General features: G+C 33.8%; 14 protein-coding genes and 3 pseudogenes. 12 read left to right on the top strand and 5 right to left on the bottom strand.

Features of this window, described 5'->3' with window-relative positions; genetic code table 11:
* Positions 1-489 precede the first annotated feature (489 nt).
* The 11 genes and pseudogenes from AMQ68_RS09775 to AMQ68_RS25075 form a co-directional block, all read left to right on the top strand.
* Positions 490-1428 (top strand): annotated as a pseudogene (locus tag AMQ68_RS09775) (RHS repeat-associated core domain-containing protein); the annotation flags it as partial.
* 17 nt (positions 1429-1445) lie between these two features.
* Complete coding sequence (locus AMQ68_RS09780) at positions 1446-1811, top strand: hypothetical protein (RefSeq protein ID WP_123905652.1); 366 nt, start codon at positions 1446-1448, stop codon at positions 1809-1811.
* Between the two features lie 159 nt (positions 1812-1970).
* Positions 1971-2879, top strand: coding sequence for an RHS repeat domain-containing protein (locus AMQ68_RS09785; protein ID WP_082384011.1), 909 nt, complete (start codon positions 1971-1973; stop codon positions 2877-2879).
* A complete protein-coding gene (locus AMQ68_RS09790; protein WP_054510448.1) occupies positions 2876-3106 on the top strand; it encodes a hypothetical protein in 231 nt (76 codons plus the stop codon). Before AMQ68_RS09785 ends, AMQ68_RS09790 begins: the two co-directional genes overlap by 4 nt.
* An 8-nt stretch (positions 3107-3114) precedes the next feature.
* Complete coding sequence (locus AMQ68_RS09795; protein WP_123905653.1) at positions 3115-3819, top strand: hypothetical protein; 705 nt, start codon at positions 3115-3117, stop codon at positions 3817-3819.
* A gap of 214 nt (positions 3820-4033) precedes the next feature.
* On the top strand, positions 4034-5848 hold the full coding sequence (locus AMQ68_RS09800; RefSeq protein WP_054510450.1) for an RHS repeat-associated core domain-containing protein: 1815 nt from the start codon (positions 4034-4036) through the stop codon (positions 5846-5848).
* Positions 5848-6264, top strand: a complete 417-nt coding sequence (locus AMQ68_RS09805; protein WP_054510451.1) for a hypothetical protein — start codon at positions 5848-5850, stop codon at positions 6262-6264. Before AMQ68_RS09800 ends, AMQ68_RS09805 begins: the two co-directional genes overlap by 1 nt.
* A 188-nt stretch (positions 6265-6452) precedes the next feature.
* A pseudogene (locus AMQ68_RS25600) lies at positions 6453-6769 on the top strand (RHS repeat-associated core domain-containing protein); the annotation flags it as partial.
* Between the two features lie 318 nt (positions 6770-7087).
* On the top strand, positions 7088-7543 hold the full coding sequence (locus AMQ68_RS09815) for a hypothetical protein (RefSeq protein ID WP_054510453.1): 456 nt from the start codon (positions 7088-7090) through the stop codon (positions 7541-7543).
* Between the two features lie 18 nt (positions 7544-7561).
* Positions 7562-8050 carry a hypothetical protein gene (locus AMQ68_RS09820; RefSeq protein WP_054510454.1) on the top strand — a complete coding sequence of 163 codons (489 nt, stop codon included), beginning with the start codon at positions 7562-7564 and terminating at the stop codon, positions 8048-8050.
* A 286-nt stretch (positions 8051-8336) separates the two neighbouring features.
* Positions 8337-8645, top strand: a pseudogene (locus tag AMQ68_RS25075) (RHS repeat-associated core domain-containing protein); the annotation flags it as partial.
* 7 nt (positions 8646-8652) lie between these two features.
* Here AMQ68_RS25075 and AMQ68_RS09825 read toward each other — a convergent pair.
* Complete coding sequence (locus AMQ68_RS09825; RefSeq protein WP_054510455.1) at positions 8653-10374, bottom strand: AraC family transcriptional regulator; 1722 nt, start codon at positions 10372-10374, stop codon at positions 8653-8655.
* Between the two features lie 283 nt (positions 10375-10657).
* Here AMQ68_RS09825 and AMQ68_RS09830 point away from each other — a divergent pair, with 283 nt between their 5' ends.
* Entirely contained in the window at positions 10658-10909 is a 252-nt protein-coding gene (locus AMQ68_RS09830; RefSeq protein ID WP_123905654.1) for a hypothetical protein, read from the top strand.
* Between the two features lie 247 nt (positions 10910-11156).
* On the opposite strand, the gene AMQ68_RS09835 is transcribed toward AMQ68_RS09830, so the two are convergent.
* The 4 genes from AMQ68_RS09835 to AMQ68_RS09850 all read right to left on the bottom strand — a co-directional run bounded on the left by AMQ68_RS09835 (position 11157) and on the right by AMQ68_RS09850 (position 17408).
* The gene (locus AMQ68_RS09835) at positions 11157-12614 is read right to left on the bottom strand and encodes a TolC family protein (protein ID WP_054510457.1); all 1458 of its coding nucleotides are present in this window, start codon (positions 12612-12614) and stop codon (positions 11157-11159) included.
* Complete coding sequence (locus AMQ68_RS09840) at positions 12586-15777, bottom strand: efflux RND transporter permease subunit (RefSeq protein WP_054510458.1); 3192 nt, start codon at positions 15775-15777, stop codon at positions 12586-12588. The genes AMQ68_RS09835 and AMQ68_RS09840 overlap by 29 nt, the downstream gene beginning before the upstream one ends.
* Before the next feature lie 6 nt (positions 15778-15783).
* The gene (locus tag AMQ68_RS09845) at positions 15784-16866 is read right to left on the bottom strand and encodes an efflux RND transporter periplasmic adaptor subunit (RefSeq protein ID WP_054510459.1); all 1083 of its coding nucleotides are present in this window, start codon (positions 16864-16866) and stop codon (positions 15784-15786) included.
* Between the two features lie 152 nt (positions 16867-17018).
* A complete protein-coding gene (locus tag AMQ68_RS09850) occupies positions 17019-17408 on the bottom strand; it encodes a hypothetical protein (RefSeq protein ID WP_054510460.1) in 390 nt (129 codons plus the stop codon).
* Positions 17409-17829: the final 421 nt, after the last annotated feature.

A 17829-nucleotide genomic window follows, 5' to 3' on the forward strand; every position in this document is an offset into this window, starting at 1 on the left:
TTTAAGAATTATAATATAAAATATTATATATACTTTTTCATTTTGTGTATAATTGCTTTTGCACTAGCGTTCTACTCTATTTCTATTAATCAAAAGCGAATGTTAAATAGTTAAAAAGTAGAAAATCATAACAAATCTGAATTTTAAAGCGGTAAGATTTATAAGATTATTTTTTATCATACCCCCACGCTGGTGCGAGCATCTTGCTCGTATCCCACATGAAATTTATAATAGAAAACCACCGCTATTGCGGTGGTTTTTGTTTTTGTATGTAGTTTCGTTTTCAAATGGAAAACGAAACTATAGTGCTGCTACGTTTTTATTAAAGAAGTCTTTAAACTTTTCAATTGAAGTTTAAAGTAGGAAAATCCCTATTTTGGGAACCGTCGAACAGAGGAGCGCTCAAAAAGTAAGTGTTCGCGTGAGGAAAAATGAAGTAGGCAAATCCTGAAAAGTTGAGCGGTATTGTATAATTAAAAATACAACGGTAAGGAGCTTCAGGAGACAGGACAATACGACTACGGCGCAAGAATGTATATGTCTGATATTGGACGTTGGGGTGTCATCGATGCTATGGCTGAGAAGTACAGAAGACACAGCCCTTATAATTATGCCGTTAACAACCCAATCATGTTTATTGATCCGGATGGTAATGAAACTGTTTATTCAGGAGAAGCTGCACAACGAGCATTTACGGCTTACAAAGCTACCATGTCTATAAGTTCTGAATCTTCAGGAAGTAATTACTTTACAGGGCTTAGTTTTAATGGATTTAATGATCCGCCTAACAAAGGTTTTCTAGAAAAAGCTATTGATTGGTTATTTGGTGGGAAGAAAGATTCTAAATCAACCAAAGCTAATATGTACGGTCCGTTAATAGTAGGTCAAGTAATTTATGATTGTGTTGCGATTGGGAGTGGCGGAACTACTATAGCTGGTGTACTTAGTAAGGGGCTTTTGGGATTACCTTTAATTTTAAATGGGGATAGTTCTCATGCTCGTGGTTATGATATACCTCTTACGGGTACAACTGATGAAACTACTAGACCTGAATCTGAAAATTTATATTTATATAGAAATATGAGAAGTGTAAACGGTATACCTATGGTTGGAGAAGGTTTAGATAAACTAGGGTTAAGAGATAAAGATGTTAATTTTCTTTCTAATTCTACCATGATAACGCCTCTTTTCTCAAATGGTTTGTCTGTTACTGTTGGTTACGGAAATACAATACCATCAGATGTTCCTGATACTCATAAAAAACAAATTCTATTTAGAATACCAGCAAGCTCATTGGTATCTTATGGCTTGATTGGAACACCTGTCCCTAATACTTCAAATCCCTTTTATGGACAAATACGACCTGCAATTCCTATGAATGTAGGAACATTTAGAGCATTAATTCAAACCACTGCCCCAGCTTGGTAACCTGTAAAATAAATTATATGGAAGAAAGAGACGTAATTATAAAACAGATTCAAGAAAAATTAGAAATTGAACTAAGACCAGAAAATATTTCCAAGATGACCTTGAATGAATATAGAGATTTTATTATTTCAATGTTTAAGTATATAAATTCATATAAAGATAAATATCTTTTAACATCCTTAGACTTTAGGGAATTTGCAAATGATTTTATATTTAATTATGAAGATGATGGTTATGAAGATAATTGTGGCGAACGAATAAGATTTTTTATGGATGAATTAGCGATTTTATATACTTATCATCCACCATTTTTTTGGGATTCTAACTTTGAGGATTTCAAATATAAAATGAAAAGACATGTCACGAAAGGTAATGGTTTATAAAAATAGTAAAGAATTTATAGGTAATTTTCCAGATGTGTTGGTATCCAATATTTGGAGTTGCTACCTTTTTTAGGACAAAAAACTTATACTTCTTATACTGTCTGAAGTAAGAAGATGTTATTCAAAATTAGGGTATTGGTTTCAATACCCTAATTTTACATTGTAAGTTTTGCAAAAAAAAGCGCAGGCGTTCTTGAGGTTACCGATACCAATAACTTTTACCCCTTTGGATTAAACCATATCGGTGCTGCTAAAAGTAATTTAGGAGGGTATTTTAATTATAAATACAACGGGAAAGAATTACAGGAAAATGGCATGTATGATTATGGTGCAAGGATGTATATGCCCGATTTGGGAAGATGGGGCGTTGTAGATGCATTTTCTGAAAAGATGAGAAGGTTCTCTCCGTACAATTATGCATTTAATAACCCTGTTAGTTTTATAGATCCCGATGGAAATGCACCCTACAATCCAAGAGATATGTATGGTGAGCATTCTGCTTTTAACGGAGAATATGACCCGAATGCAACTTTATCCGGTTCTTCAGGAAGTGGTAGTTTCGGTAATTATTTTGCAAATAGTGATGGAGGCGGTGGAGACGCTGAGGGAGAAAATAAAGAAGGAAAAGATACTACTACACCTCAGGGAAATCTTTCATTTAGCAGTAAAATGGGAATTAGGTTTCTTCAATCCTACTTTTCAGGTGGAAATTCTGTCGATTATTTATTTTTATTTGTGAATCAATTAAAAAAAGCTGCATTTAGTGATCCAGTAAATGATAAAGCAAGTTTTGACAACTATAAAAAAATAATTACAATAGAATCAATTTCTGATATAATGGGGCGATTATTGATAGCTGGAAATACTAAACCTGATGAAGAGGTAAGGTTTAAAGAAACCAATAGTTTTCTATATAATGCCAAATCCAATGGTTTTGAAATATTAATAAGTTCAAGAAATCTATCAAGTGTACTTGAATATGCTTTTACGATAGGGCATGAATTAACACATTTTATTTTGGACAAGATTTTTATGATACAATTAGATCAAATAAAAATAATAAAATGAGTAGAGATGCATTTGGCTATTTTAATGAATATATATCTTATTCTTGGGAATCAAGAATGGGTAACCAAAGAATATCTGACGCATGGAGCTATACATATAGTAAACATGGAGCTGATAATATACCTGCTCTTTTTCGCTATCCTCAAAATGCAATTAACCAAGTAAAACAAAACTTAGGCCCATTAATCAATGCATATACTAAATTTTATAATAACTTGAAAAAATGATTTTAAAAATGAAAAAAATATTATTAATGCTATGTTTTAGTACATTATATAACTCACAAATTAAATTTCATTTTTTTGTCCAAAAAAAGATAAGTAGTGGAAATTATTTATTAAAATTAACAATTATTAATGAAACAAATGATTTTTATGCATTACCACTTGATAAAAGTGGTTTTAAAGCTTATTATTTATCAGAATACTGTGAAGAACGCAATAATATAGATACTTCTTATAGATATTTCTCTCCAACTATAATGATAAAAGAAACTTCTAAAAATGAATTATTAGAGGCTTCAAGCCGAATGCTTGATATCGTTGATGATCAAAGATATAGTTATATGGAAAAAGTAGAACTTAATAAAAAAGAAAGAGAAAAGGTAATTTTCAATTGGATGTATAAGAATAATATTGATGATATATTGAGTGCAAAGAGAAATTTTTATTTGATGAATAATTTGTTATTGCTTAAACCAAAAGAGAATATCAGTTATAACATAGAATTAGATATCAACGAAATTTTGCGTTCTGATCTATCGACGACTTATGATTACTATATCTTGGGGTTTAATAATTATTCGCTCTCACTAGATATGTGTATTAACAAAAATATTTATTTAGATTTAACTAAAAGTCAAAAGATCAAATTAAAAAAATATAAACTATTTAGTGGACTTATAAAAAGTAATTATTTTTCTTTTGAAGCATACAAATAATAAAGAGTTATGGAAGTAGATAATGTCCCAACATTCGTGATTAAATAGATTTAAATCATTATCCATTGAAATTTAAAAACAAGAATAGGTAATCCTATTCTTGTTTTTTTTGTCAATAAAAGTATAATCCTGAATAATATATACCAATATTGCAGGAGGGAAATACAATGGAAACATTGCTGAAGTAGACTGGAAAAATTCATCTGAAGATGTATTGAAAAGATATACCTACTCTTATGATAATCTCAACAGGCTAACAGATGCCATCTATTCAGAGCCTAATGCTACCACACCGTTTAATAATTATTTTAACGAAAGGCTGTCGTATGATCTCAACGGAAATATTGCGACTTTAAAAAGAAACGCTTCGCCCATTAGAGGAACTACTTCAACATTGGTGGATGATCTGGTGTATCAATACACAGGAAACCGTTTAGACAGAGTGATCGAGAATGCATTAAATGACACCGGTTACGAAGGTGGAAATAATTTCATTGACTATGATCTCAATGGAAATATGACCAATATGAAAGATAAAGGGATCCAATCTATTGGTTACAACTATCTGGATGTACCGAATTCGTATTCAATCACTCAGAATAATCTTTTCGGGACCCCTGTAAGCTTTGGTTTAAATTATTTGTACAGAGCCGATGGTACCAAACTTCGTAAAACATACAGCAGTGGAGGTGGAAAAGGATCTTCTACAACAAAAATTGTAACAGATTACATAGACGGTTTTCAATACAGCTTTAATGAGACCACAGGTCCTTGTTTATGGTGCAGAACAGAGGTTGCCTATGAGCAGCAGGCTTTTAAAACGTTTGACCCGCCTGTTACCACACAATGGACTCTTGATTTAGTCCCAACTGCAGAAGGATTTTACAGTTTTACTGAAAACCGCTATATTTACCAGTATCAAGACCACTTAGGAAATACAAGGGTAAGTTTTGCAAAAAACAGCGCAGGCGTTCTTGAAGTTACCGATACCAATAACTTTTACCCCTTTGGATTAAACCATATCGGAGCTGCTAAAAGTAATTTAGGAGGGTATTTTAATTATAAATACAACGGTAAAGAATTACAGGAAAGTGGCATGTATGATTATGGAGCAAGATTGTATATGCCGGATCTCGGAAGATGGGGCGTGGTAGATGCATTGGCGGAACAGATGAGAAGATTCTCGCCTTACAATTATGCATTTAATAACCCTGTTAGTTTCATAGATCCTGATGGAAATGCACCTTACAATCCAAGAGATATCTATGGGGAACATTCTGCTTTTAATGGTGATTATAATTCCAATTCAACTTTATCCGGTTCTTCAGGAATGGGTGCTGCTGGTAATTATATTGCAAATAGTACAGGTGGTGGTGGAGAAGCAAATGAGTGGAAAAATTGGGGAGATCATTCGGGCGACAGTGGTGGAAGTCCAACTTTCCAATTTCCAAAAGGTAAAGAAGAATATTATAAAAAGAATTATCCTGCTTTTTATGATTTTGTAATGACTGATTTGCCAAAAATGGTTGCTGACAACAATTTCATGAAGGTATTAAGTACTTTAAGTGGATTTTCTATGGAGGAACTCACTAAAATGTTTAAGAGTGATACAAATTATGGATTAATTGCCCATAATACACTTGGATATTCAAATGCAGATTATCCACATGCAGAGGATAAATCTTTCCCTATTAACTTAGTAAGAGTAAATAATGAAGTATTAGACTGGTTTGAATCAGCAAATCGTGACACTAAAACTTTAGAAGGTATCAAAAATTTATTCTACATGACTACTTTAATTGGTCATGAGGTTAATCATTGGGGAGAAGCAACTGGGGGAAGAGTGCCATTTTCAAAAACAGGATTAGGTTCTATGGGCTATAATGATGCAGGTGACTATTTTGAAAATAAACTTTTAAATGATACTTATAAAAGAGGAATAGGTAATGCTGGTTCTTCTTCACCAGGTATTGATGCTTATGTAAAGAAAAACTTTAATGTATTGTATAATATTTTTAATAAAAAATAATGAAAAATTTTGTTTTGTTAATATTAATTTTTACTATTGTTTCAACTCGTTTAGTGAAAGCTCAAACTAGTGATCTTAATAGTTTTTTCAATGATCATGTTACGTTTTATTCATTAGGAAATTTTATAGAGAACAATGAAATTTTCATATATGATAAGACTAAAAAAATCAATCCCAACGAATTAAAATATGAGTATGATCAAAATTCAATTTTAAAAAAAATAAATATTGTTCATAATATTCCTAATGTGAAAAATTATTTATTATTATCAGATTATATAATTAACGAAAATCTCGCAGTTATTTCTTTTGCTACTTCTAATCGCAAAAAGTATATTATATATACTTTGAAACGCAAAAATAGTGATGATAAATGGTGGAACATTTTAAGTATATACAAAGGTTCAATGAATTAGTAAAATATTTTAAATCTAGTCACAGAATCAATTCAATCAAATAGTTTATTGAAAATCAAGAATATTAAATTTTAAAACCAGAGTAGAATAACCTACCCTGGTTTATTTTTATCGAAAAAAACATATTCAAATGATTGATAATAGTTGCTGAATTCTAGAGTTAGCATTAGAAAAAAAGAGAATAGTAAGTATATAGCTATACAGAACATTTAGGAAATGTACGCGTAAGCTACACCAATGACGGTTCCGGAGCTGCGATCATTGAAGAAAACAACTATTATCCGTTTGGATTAAAACATGAAGGCTATAAAATCCTGCTTATAATTACGGTTACAATGGCAAAGAACTTCAGAAAGAAAGCGGCTACAGTGATTTTGGTGCCAGAATGTATATGTCTGATCTTGGTAGATGGGGTGTTGTAGATGCGCTTGCAGAAAAGATGAGGAGATTTTCACCCTATAATTATGCGTTTAATAATCCGATCAGATTTACAGATCCTGATGGGAATAGTCCAAGAGATACATATGGTGAACATTCTGCATTTAATGGTGATTATGATCCTAATTCAACGTTGTCTGGATCCAACGGAATGGGGTCTGCCGGTAATTATTTTGCAAATAGTACAGGTGGTGGTGGAAATGCTGGTGGAGAAACTTACTATGGGCAAGAGGCTTATAATGTATTGCAGAGTTATTTAAATCCACAAAGTAATTTTGACCAGTTTGATTTTACTCAATATGGGGGAAAATATAATGATGAAGAACCTGTGAATTTCTTTGGAAAAACTGGAGAAGATGCACCGTTTTAAAAAAAGTTTCAAGAAATGTATGATATTTTTAAAGGTACAGCAGGGGATGGTGTTTTTAGAGCATTTGGACATGGAGGTATTGGTTCAATATGGGATGGTGAACGTGAGATCCATAATGCAAAAGGATTCAATGATATTATGGGGCAACGAAATAATAATTGGAAAAATGTGGATAAAATTAAAGATGCAATTTTAATTTTATATGTTTGTCATACAGGAACAGATGTTATTATTGATCAAAAGACTTATAAATCTTTTGGTTCCAAAGTGTCAAAAGCACATCCTAACCTTACAGTTATTGCTTTTGATGAATATGTAACTTATGATAATTCTATAAAAGGGATGAAAAATATAAATAAGGGACAAAATAAAGGAGATGGTCTCGGATCAATTATTTTTTATAGAAATGGTGAAGTTTTAAAAAGGCAAGCATATTCAGAATTTCTTAAAAAATATCCTAATTTTCAATAAATAAAAAAAGATAAGACTATGAAAAAAGTAGCATTATTTCTAATAATATTTTCATTATTTAACTGTAATAAAGTTGATAAACAAATAAAGATAATTATAGATAAAGATAGTATTACAACAGGTAATATTAAAAAAATAGATTTTCCTGATAAGAAATTACATGAGGATCTTGATAAAGCAATCTTGGAAGGAGATACTCTTTTATACCAAAAATGTTACAAGAAATATGTAACTAATGGACACGATAAAGAGTTTTTATATTATGCTATTCTCATGGCTGAAAAAAATAATTACAAAAAAGCATATTTTGATATATCTAGAATCTTAGCATTAAGAACCGACAATCCTTTAAGTGTAAAGTATAAATATTCAAGTACTTTGGGAACATATTCATTTTTGAAGGCATATGAGATGGGAGATGAAGGTGCAAAAGAAGGAGTGAAATATATGTATATTGAAGAAAATAAACCAATTCCAAAATCTTCATCAATCTACTGTAATAAATAAAATGGATAATGTTCCAAAGTTAGTGACGAGAACATTCCCAAACACTAACTCATTGAAATTCAAATAAAACTTCAACCTATAAATCTAAAAATCAGAGTAAAAATTATCTACTCTGATTTTTTTTTGTCTAAAAAAACATATTTAAATGATTGAGGATCATAACAAGTGTTTTAGAGTTAGTGATAGAAAAATTTAAAAATAATAATTATATTTAGTCGTAAGTTTTGCAAAAAAAAGCGCAGGCGTTCTTGAGGTTACCGATACCAATAACTTTTACCCCTTTGGATTAAACCATATCGGAGCTGCTAAAAGTAATTTAGGAGGGTATTTTAATTATAAATACAACGGGAAAGAATTACAGGAAAGTGGCATGTACGATTATGGAGCGAGATTGTATATGCCGGATCTTGGAAGATGGGGCGTTGTAGATGCGTTAGCGGAACAGATGAGAAGGTTCTCGCCTTGGATATGCAAATACAATTTTACTTTGATAAGTTTAACCAGATTCACATTTAAGATAAAAAAATCTCTATACTCTATTTATTTCATTTTCAAACCTAATAAAAAAGCTCAATTCCGAAGAATTAAGCTTTAAAAAATATCTACACAGGATTCAAACCTGTAAAATTATTCTTACTATCCAGTTCCTGTTTTCTTTTTCGGATAAAATCGGTGGGACGGATTCCGTTGAGTTCATAGAAAAGATCAGAGAAGTTCTGTCTTGAGGCAATCCCACATTCTTTGGCTAGTGTTTCAATACCGTATTTAAGGTATTCTTTATTCTCAAATAGCAAATTGGTGATATAATTAATTCTCAATTCGCTCAGGTATTTATTGAAATTCATTCCTTTACAATCATTGATGACCTGAGAAAGATAGTTGGAATTAGTTCCCATTTGACCCGCCAGCTTATTAATGGTTAATCCTTTTTGGGTAAATTCTTTTTTGTCTTCAAATGATTTTAGTTTTTTGAGGAGCTCTTCAATTTTTCCTTCATCCAGGCCTATTCTTTTATCTTCAACAATTGGAAGTGGTGTTTCTGATGCATTATGATGGGATGAAAATTTCTCTTCCAATAGAATATATTTCCGCTGAATATCTTTCTCTCTTCTGTATCTTATGATTAATAGAATTACCAAAGCTCCTGCAAGAATCACCAAACCGACAATGATAAAGCTTCCCCAGGAATTCGCTTTCTCCAGTTTATTTTTCTCGTCCAATAAAGTTTTGGTATCGTATTCTTTGTGGATTTTCGAAGACAGGTATATAAAATCTTTTGAAATAATACTGTCTGCTTTTAGCAACTGACCTGTAAAATAAAGCTGCTGCTCCTTATCTCCTTCTTTCTTATAATGATTGATCAGTAATTCATAATTCTCCCTTAATTCAGGAAGAATAAACTGATTTTTTTGAAAGATAGAATCTACTTTTTTGAAGTATGAAATAGATTCCGAATTATTTTTCAACCCAAGGTAGCTTTTCCCCATGTAAAAATAATCTACAGACAGCCACGCAAAATCATCACTGTTTTTAACAGGAATTAAAGATTGCCTAAAACTTTCTATGGCATCGCCGTATTCATTTTTCTTATAACTGGAAATTCCTTTAGACAAAAGAAAATATCCTTTTTCCTGAGCATACTCTTTATTATTTCCAACTTCCGATAATCCGGTTTCTACTGCGGAATCTGCTTCTTTGTTTTTGCCTAAATGTCGGTAACAGATAATTAACTGTCGCAAACTATTCAAATACCCTTTTTTATTATTGAAAATCTCGTTAGGATGCAGATTTGATTTTGCCTGAATACTGTAATGATCAATACATTGTTTGAATAATTCTGAAGCTTCCTGATAGTATCCCAGGTAACTTTTAACAACGCCGATATGATATATATTCTGATATTTTAAAAACTCATTTTGGGTATCTTTTGAATATTCATACGCCAACAGATATTCATTCAGCGCCTGCTGGTATTTTTTATAATGGTAATAGTACACCACCCCTTTTTCAAGGTAAGCAATACTTATGAGATCTTTATTTTCAGATAATTTCGCAGCCCAGATTGTACTGTCAGCGTAGATCAGTTTTCTCTCTTTGGAAACCGCATAAAAAACGGCGTCTTTATACCCCTGAACCAGTTTTTCATAGTTCTTCTCTTTTTTTGCTTTGTTGATATAAGGTTGAATAAAGGGAAATGCCTTCGCATCATTTTCTTCGAAATTCTCATATTTTGCCCTCAATTTATAATAGTCACTATATCCTTTCTGAGAAAGAAAAAGTTGAAAAATTACTAAAGGAAATATAAATAGTAGTTTTTTAATCACTTTTAATTGTTAATCGCTATATAATTTTCATCCAAAAATACAGAAAATCCATGAAATTTTATCATTCGCTGATGAATTAATATCAATATTCATCAAGCTTTAAAATAAATAATTAAACAATTGATTATCAATACAATAAATATGTCCTAATTCGTAAATAAGGACGTCTTAATTTCCGAATAGTGACAACAAGTGCTTTTTTATATCGATTTATGAGGATAATTTCGAACCCAGAATTCAAATCGAAAACCTGGCCGGGATAACCTTTTAAAATTGAAATTTTATGAAAAAGATTATCTCAATAAAAATATTTTCATTAATAGCGATACCCATTTTATCTATGACTTTAGGATCTTGCAGGCAAGACAACGACAATGAATTTACAGCAGAGAAAAACACGATTATAAATATAAATAAAGAAGTATCCGGTAAAACCGAAGCAGAGACTGCCTCAAACAACATCAAAATAAAACCTGATCTTGTAGAAGTAGACCCTCCTGTAAAAAACGGAACCCACTGGAGAACCAAAAACTAACAACCGAATTATCATCTTAATCTTAGACAATGCAAGCCAAATATCCTTTTTAAATTTTAAGATGATAAAAACTAGTAACCATGAAAACATATAATTTAGTTGCTTTATTTTGCAAATGAATTGCAAGGGTTCAGTTTAGCTGGGCCCTTTTTACCTCACTTTTACCAAATCAACGTCTATAATAATCGAAAAGAGACTGTCTATTGCAGGCAGCCTCTTTTCTTATTAAAACATTAATGATTTATAATTACTTCCAGCCTCCGCCTAAGCTCTTATAAATATCCACAACTGTACTCAGCTGTTTTTGTTTTGCTTCAACCAATTCCATTTTGGCATCTAAAGCATCTCTTTGGTTCAAAAGAACTTCCAGATAATCTGCTCTTGAATTTCGGAATAATTGATTCGCAATATCGATAGACTCATCCAAAGCCTTTGTTTCCTGAGACTTTAGCTGATAGTACTGATCTATGTTTTTTACTTTCGACATCAAATTTGCCACATCCAGATACGCATTCAGAATTGTTTTATCATATTCATACAATGCTTGAATCTGTCTGGCATCAGCCGTTTGGAAATTTGCTTTAATGGCACTTTTATTAATAAGTGGTCCGGCCAATTCTCCGACTAAACTTGAAGCCAATGATTCCGGTAACTTCACTAAATAAGAAGGCTTAAAAGCTTCTAATCCTAAGGTTGCAGAAATTTCCAATGAAGGATAAAACTCTTTTCGAGCCGCTTCTACATCCAGTTTTGATGATTTTAATTCTAACTCAGCTTGTTTAATATCCGGACGGTTCGCCAATAATTGTGACGGAATTCCTGTATAAACAGTCTGCGGAATGGTAGACATAAAGCTTTCCTTCGTTCTTACGATCGTTTGAGGATACCTTCCCAAAAGCGCATTGATCTGATTTTCTTTTTCAGTAATACTCTGACGAATCGTGTATTCCGACGCTTTTGATTTTGCCAATTCAGCTTCAAACTTTTTCACCGCTAATTCTGTAGCAGCTGCCGCCTCTTTCTGAATTTTAGAAATCTCCAGCGCTTTTTGCTGAAGCTTAATATATTGCTGAATAATATCCAACTGATTATCCAACGCCAATAAGTCGTAATAATTATCGGCAACTTCCTCAATAAGATTAGAAAGAACAAAGTTTTTTCCTTCAACCGTAGAAAGATAATGTGCTACTGCAGATTCTTTTTCCGTTCTCAGTTTTTTCCAGATATCAATTTCCCAGTTGGCTGTTAGGCCTCCTTCAAAATTCCCAAGCGGATCGGGCATTTCTCTTCCAGGTTCAATCTCTGTGGTGGCATCACCGGCTCCTTCACTGGTATAACGCCCCGCTTTTTTCACTCCGGCTCCTATTCCTGCAGAAACCGTTGGTGTTAATCTTCCTTTTTTCGCCAATACCCCACTTTTTGCAATTTCAATTTCCTGCAAAGTGATCATCAGCTCCTGATTGTTTTTTAAAGCTGTTTCAATTAAACTCACCAAATTAGGATCCGTAAAAAATTGTCTCCAAGGGGTCGTTCCACTGTTGTTATTGGCATCTTGCTGCTCTTCCTGCTGGAAGTTTTGAGGTATATTTGTTTTAACCTCATCTTTTATAACGGTCGCCATCGGCGCTTTACAACTTGCTACAACAAGCGATAAAGCGATGGCTGTGATCATACTTTTAGTCTTCAAATTTTCCATCGTGTTCATAAGGTTCTGTTTGTTCTGTTAGAGGATTTTCTTCTTCATATTTTGCCAGTTTAGACTTATCTGCAATTGTTCCGAAGATGTAATACAATCCAGGAATAATCATCAATCCGAAAATAGTTCCGATTAACATTCCTCCTGCTGCTGCTGTACCAATTGTTCGGTTTCCTGTTGCACCCGGCCCCGTTGCCATTACCAATGGAATCAAACCTGCAATAAATGCAAATGAAGTCATCAAGATCGGACGAAAACGGATTGTAGCCCCTTCAATAGCTGCCTGCACGATTGGAATTCCTTCTTCTGCCTTCTTCTGTACGGCAAATTCAACGATCAATACGGCATTTTTACCTAAAAGACCAATCAACATGACCATCGCCACCTGCGCATAAATGTTGTTTTCTAATCCTAATAATTTCAAACATAAGAAAGCTCCGAAAATACCCGTTGGCAACGATAGAATTACCGGTAACGGAAGGATGAAACTTTCATACTGAGCGGCAAGAATTAAATAAACAAACCCTAAACATACTAAGAAGATATACACTGCTTCATTTCCACGGCTTACCTCATCTTTTGAGATCCCTGCCCAGTCGATCCCAAAGCCTCTCGGAAGTGTTTTATCAGCAACCTCCTGAATGGCCGCAATCGCCTGTCCGGAACTGTAGCCCGGTGCAGGAGTACCACTCACCTCAGAAGAGTTATACATATTATGTCTCGTAATCTCAGATAAACCATACACTTTTTCTAAATGCATAAAATCTGAATACGGAACCATCTGATCTTTATTATTTTTAACATATAACTTTAATAAGTCACTTGGCAACGCTCTATATTGCGGACCTGCCTGAACAATCACTTTATAAGGTCTGTCGAAACGGATGAAACTGGTTTCATAGTTGGAACCTATTAAATTAGAAAGGTTATCCATCGCATTTTCAATAGTAACGCCTTTTTGCTCTGCCAGATCATTATCGATCTTCAACATATACTGAGGGAAACTCGCAGAATAGAAGGTGAAGGCAGAACCCAGCTCAGGACGTTTTTTCAGTTCCTTTACAAAGTCATTACTTACTTTCTCCATTTTCTGATAATCTCCACTTCCTGCTTTATCTAAAAGACGAAGCTCAAAACCACCTGCGGCTCCATACCCCGGAATGGATGGTGGCTGGAAGAATTCAATATTGGCTCCCGGAATATTTTTAGCCTTTTCTTCAAGCTTTTCTATAATCTCTGCCGCAGATTCTTTACGGTCTTCCCAGCTTTTAAGGTTAATCAAACAAGTCCCTGAGTTGGAACCTGTACCTTCCGTCAAGATCTCGTACCCTGCCAATGAAGAAACAGACTGTACGCCGTCAATATCTTCAGATTCTTTCAATAATTCTTTGGCAATCTGGTTTGTTCTTTCTAAGGTAGAACCCGGAGGTGTCTGAATAATCGCATAGATCATCCCCTGATCTTCACTTGGAATAAATCCTGAAGGAAGCGAGTTGCTCAGGAAGAAAGTTCCCACACAAAAAGCCAATAATAATGGCAATGTAAATGCTTTTTTAGTCACCGTTTTATTCAGTAACTTCTCATATTTCCCTGCACCTTTTGTAAATAAATTGTTGAATTTATCTAAGAAAACACTGATAGGTGTTTTCTTTTTAGGTTTTCCGTGGTGATTTTTTAAGATTAAAGCACATAAAGCAGGCGTCAACGTTAATGCTACCACTCCAGAAAGGATAATTGCAGAAGCCATTGTAATAGAGAACTGACGGTAGAATACCCCAACCGGACCAGACATAAAGGCAATCGGAATAAATACAGATGCCATTACCAAAGTGATCGCAATAATTGCTCCACTGATCTCATGCATCGCTTCTTCCGTAGCTTTTAATGGCGAGAGACCTTTCTCTTCCATCTTGGCGTGGACGGCTTCAATAACCACGATTGCATCATCGACGACAACCCCAATGGCCATTACGAGGGCAAAAAGCGAAATCATATTCAGGGTAATTCCAAAGGCGGACATTACCGCAAACGTACCGATTAATGAAACGGGAACCGCAATCGCCGGAATTAAGGTAGAACGCCAGTCTCCCAAGAAAAGGAATACCACGATTGCCACCAAAATAAAGGCTTCAAATAACGTATGAATTACTTTTTCGATGGATGCATCCAAGAATCTGGAAACGTCATAACTGATATCGTAATGCATTCCTTTCGGGAAGTTATTTTTCTGAAGATCTGCCATCAAAGCTTTTACATTTTTGATAACGTCACTTGCGTTGGAACCGTATGATTGCTTAACTGTGATCGCTGCAGAAGGTTTTCCGTTTAATGTAGAATAGATATCATACATGGAAGAACCGAATTCTATATCCGCAACATCTTTCAATCTTACGAATTCTCCTCCCGGTTTTGCTTTAAGGATAATATTTCCGTAGTCTTTTTCATTATTAAAACGACCCGGATATTTTAAAATATATTCAAATGATTGAGAACGTTTACCGGAACTTTCTCCTGTTTTACCGGGAGATGCTTCCAAACTCTGTTGATTCAGCGCTTCCATTACCTCATCAGATGAAATATTGTAAGACGTTAATCTATCAGGCTTTAACCAAACACGCATTGCATATTCACGAGTTCCCAAGATATCGGCAAATCCTACTCCACCTACCCTTCTCAATTCAGACATTACGTTAATATCTGCATAGTTGAAAAGGAATTTCTGGTCAGCTTTAGGATCATCACTATACAAGTTGATATACATCAACATGTTGGGTTCTTCACGGGTAATTTTCACCCCTTCACGTACTACCAAAGGCGGCAACTTATTAACAACCGATGATACACGGTTTTGAACGTTAACGGCTGCAACGTTTGGATCTGTACCCAAATCAAATACAATCTGAATAGAAGCTTCCCCATCATTTCCCGCATCAGAAGTCATATACTTCATCCCCGGAACCCCGTTTAACCCTCTTTCCAAAGGAATAACTACGGATTTGATCAACAATTCGTTGTTGGCTCCAGGATACTCTGCAGTAATATTTACTTTCGGCGGAGAAATTGAAGGGAACTGCGTCACCGGAAGTTTTACCAGCGACAAGACTCCCATAAATACGATAATCAATGAGATTACGATAGACAGAACAGGTCTGCGAATGAATTTCTTAAACATACTCTTCTATTCTGCTTTTAATTTCAATGATTGAAGAACCTTTTTCGGATCCTGGAATTTTACCTGAACTTTTTGATCATCTTTTACTTTCTGAACACCTTCCAGTAGAATTTTATCTGATCCTGAAATTCCGGAAGCGATCACATATAGATCAGGCAGCTCATAGGCTACTTTAATATTTCTGGACTTCACGACCCCGTTTTTATCTACTACAAAAACGTATTTCTGATCCTGAATTTCGTAAGTTGCTTTTTGTGGAATAATTAAAGCATTCTGAAGAGGCAAGGTCATTCTGATTTTCCCAGTTTGTCCGTTTCTCAACAGTTTACTAGTGTTAGGAAATTTTGCTCTGAAAGCGATGTTTCCTGTTTCATTATCAAATTCCCCTTCAATGGTTTGAATTTCTCCTTTTTGAGGAAAAGCTTCACCATTTGCCATAATTAATGTTACCTGATTGCTTCCTCTATCATTCACATGCGTCTGATAATTCAGATATTCAGGTTCTGACACATTGAAGTAGGTATAGATCTCATTGTTATCAGAAAGTGAGGTTAATAAATCTCCTTCATCAATCAAGCTTCCTAATTTCAATGGAATCCTGTTGATAATCCCTGAGAACGGAGCTTTAATGTCTGTGAATGACAAGTGGATCTGAGCCAATTTCATTTCAGCGTTGGCAGCATCGAGTTTTGCTTTTGCCATTGCTTTTTCGTTTTTAGAAACAATGTTGTTATTGGCTAATGTACTTGCGTTTTTCAATTCGATAGTAGCCTGTGCTACTTCAGCTTGTGACTTTAGTAATTCTGCCTGATACAATTTGGGCATAATTCGGAACAGCGTCTGCCCTTGATGCACAAACTGCCCTTCGTCTACAAAGATCTTCTCAAGAAAACCTTTTTCCTGTGCACGAAGTTCAATATTCTTTACAGATTGAATCTGTGCTACAAATTCTTTATTGATCACCGTATCCATTTTCATAGGGTTGGTCACCGGATAAATTGTAGCTTCTTCTTTTTCTTCTTTTTTGCTGTTACAGCTTGCGAACAACAAAAGACTGCCAAGCGCGAGGCTCGAGACAACTCTTTTCATCATAATACTAGAGTTTATATAAATCGTTAATGTTTTAATAGAAAATAAGAGGTGGTAATGAGTAGTTATATTGTGTAGCTTACCAACAAACACAACGCAGAATATTTCCCACCCAAAATGAAGAGCAGAAAATAAATCGATAAAAAGGAGTATTATATTCTAATAGAACGTATTAGAATGTATTTTTTTACGGATAAAGCTTCAGATAAGATATTATCTAATGCAGGTTTAAGACGTTCACGGAACTGTAAACCAAAAATAAGTAATAACCCAAAAACGCTTGCAAAAACAACAAATGCCTGCACCGTATCTGACAACTGAAAGTCATTCTCATCAAATTCTAAAGAATAATTTCCGACATCATCCATCTGTTGTTTAACAGAAAGTTTCTCGTACGTCTGATTTAAACGATTGGCTCTTTTGGGCATATGATGAGAAACCAGACCCGAATAATCGTTTCGTAAAGTGTTGACCTGAATTTTGCTTCCTACAATAAAAAGGAGAAATAAGCCTGTCAAAAAGTATACTATATAGTTTCTCATTTTGAAGTGGCAAAGGTACACTTAGATTTAGATATAAACATAACGGATTAACAAAATTTAACTCTCCTTTAAATAACATGAAAACCGATGAATAGGATTCTTTGATAAAAACAGGGATTTTCACATCAAATTAAAATTCACAACGGAGAAATATCTTTAATATTTATTTAACAATTACCCTTGATTATTATTAATAAAATAATCTTAATCACAAACTATCCAGAATATCATATATATCAACATGAAGAATTAAAACTTTAATCTGAACATCTTTCGTACAATACAAGTTTTTCTATTTTTTAGCATTTCTTATACTTATTGATCTAATTCTAAAGAATACTTAAAATCCGGAATGAGAAAAATCTATTGTATTCAGTTAACAAAAAATGCAAAAAAAAGATAGTAAAGAACAGCCCTCAAG

This window comes from Chryseobacterium sp. ERMR1:04, assembly GCF_001297705.1.
Lineage (GTDB): Bacteria > Bacteroidota > Bacteroidia > Flavobacteriales > Weeksellaceae > Chryseobacterium.

Coding starts and splice junctions, on each gene's coding strand:
- AMQ68_RS09780 (WP_123905652.1), top strand. CDS start 1,446: ATGGAAGAAAGAGACGTAATTATAAAACAGATTCAAGAAAAATTAGAA.
- AMQ68_RS09790 (WP_054510448.1), top strand. CDS start 2,876: ATGAGTAGAGATGCATTTGGCTATTTTAATGAATATATATCTTATTCT.
- AMQ68_RS09795 (WP_123905653.1), top strand. CDS start 3,115: ATGAAAAAAATATTATTAATGCTATGTTTTAGTACATTATATAACTCA.
- AMQ68_RS09805 (WP_054510451.1), top strand. CDS start 5,848: ATGAAAAATTTTGTTTTGTTAATATTAATTTTTACTATTGTTTCAACT.
- AMQ68_RS09815 (WP_054510453.1), top strand. CDS start 7,088: ATGTATGATATTTTTAAAGGTACAGCAGGGGATGGTGTTTTTAGAGCA.
- AMQ68_RS09820 (WP_054510454.1), top strand. CDS start 7,562: ATGAAAAAAGTAGCATTATTTCTAATAATATTTTCATTATTTAACTGT.
- AMQ68_RS09830 (WP_123905654.1), top strand. CDS start 10,658: ATGAAAAAGATTATCTCAATAAAAATATTTTCATTAATAGCGATACCC.
- AMQ68_RS09835 (WP_054510457.1), bottom strand. CDS start 12,614: ATGAACACGATGGAAAATTTGAAGACTAAAAGTATGATCACAGCCATC.
- AMQ68_RS09840 (WP_054510458.1), bottom strand. CDS start 15,777: ATGTTTAAGAAATTCATTCGCAGACCTGTTCTGTCTATCGTAATCTCA.
- AMQ68_RS09845 (WP_054510459.1), bottom strand. CDS start 16,866: ATGAAAAGAGTTGTCTCGAGCCTCGCGCTTGGCAGTCTTTTGTTGTTC.
- AMQ68_RS09850 (WP_054510460.1), bottom strand. CDS start 17,408: ATGAGAAACTATATAGTATACTTTTTGACAGGCTTATTTCTCCTTTTT.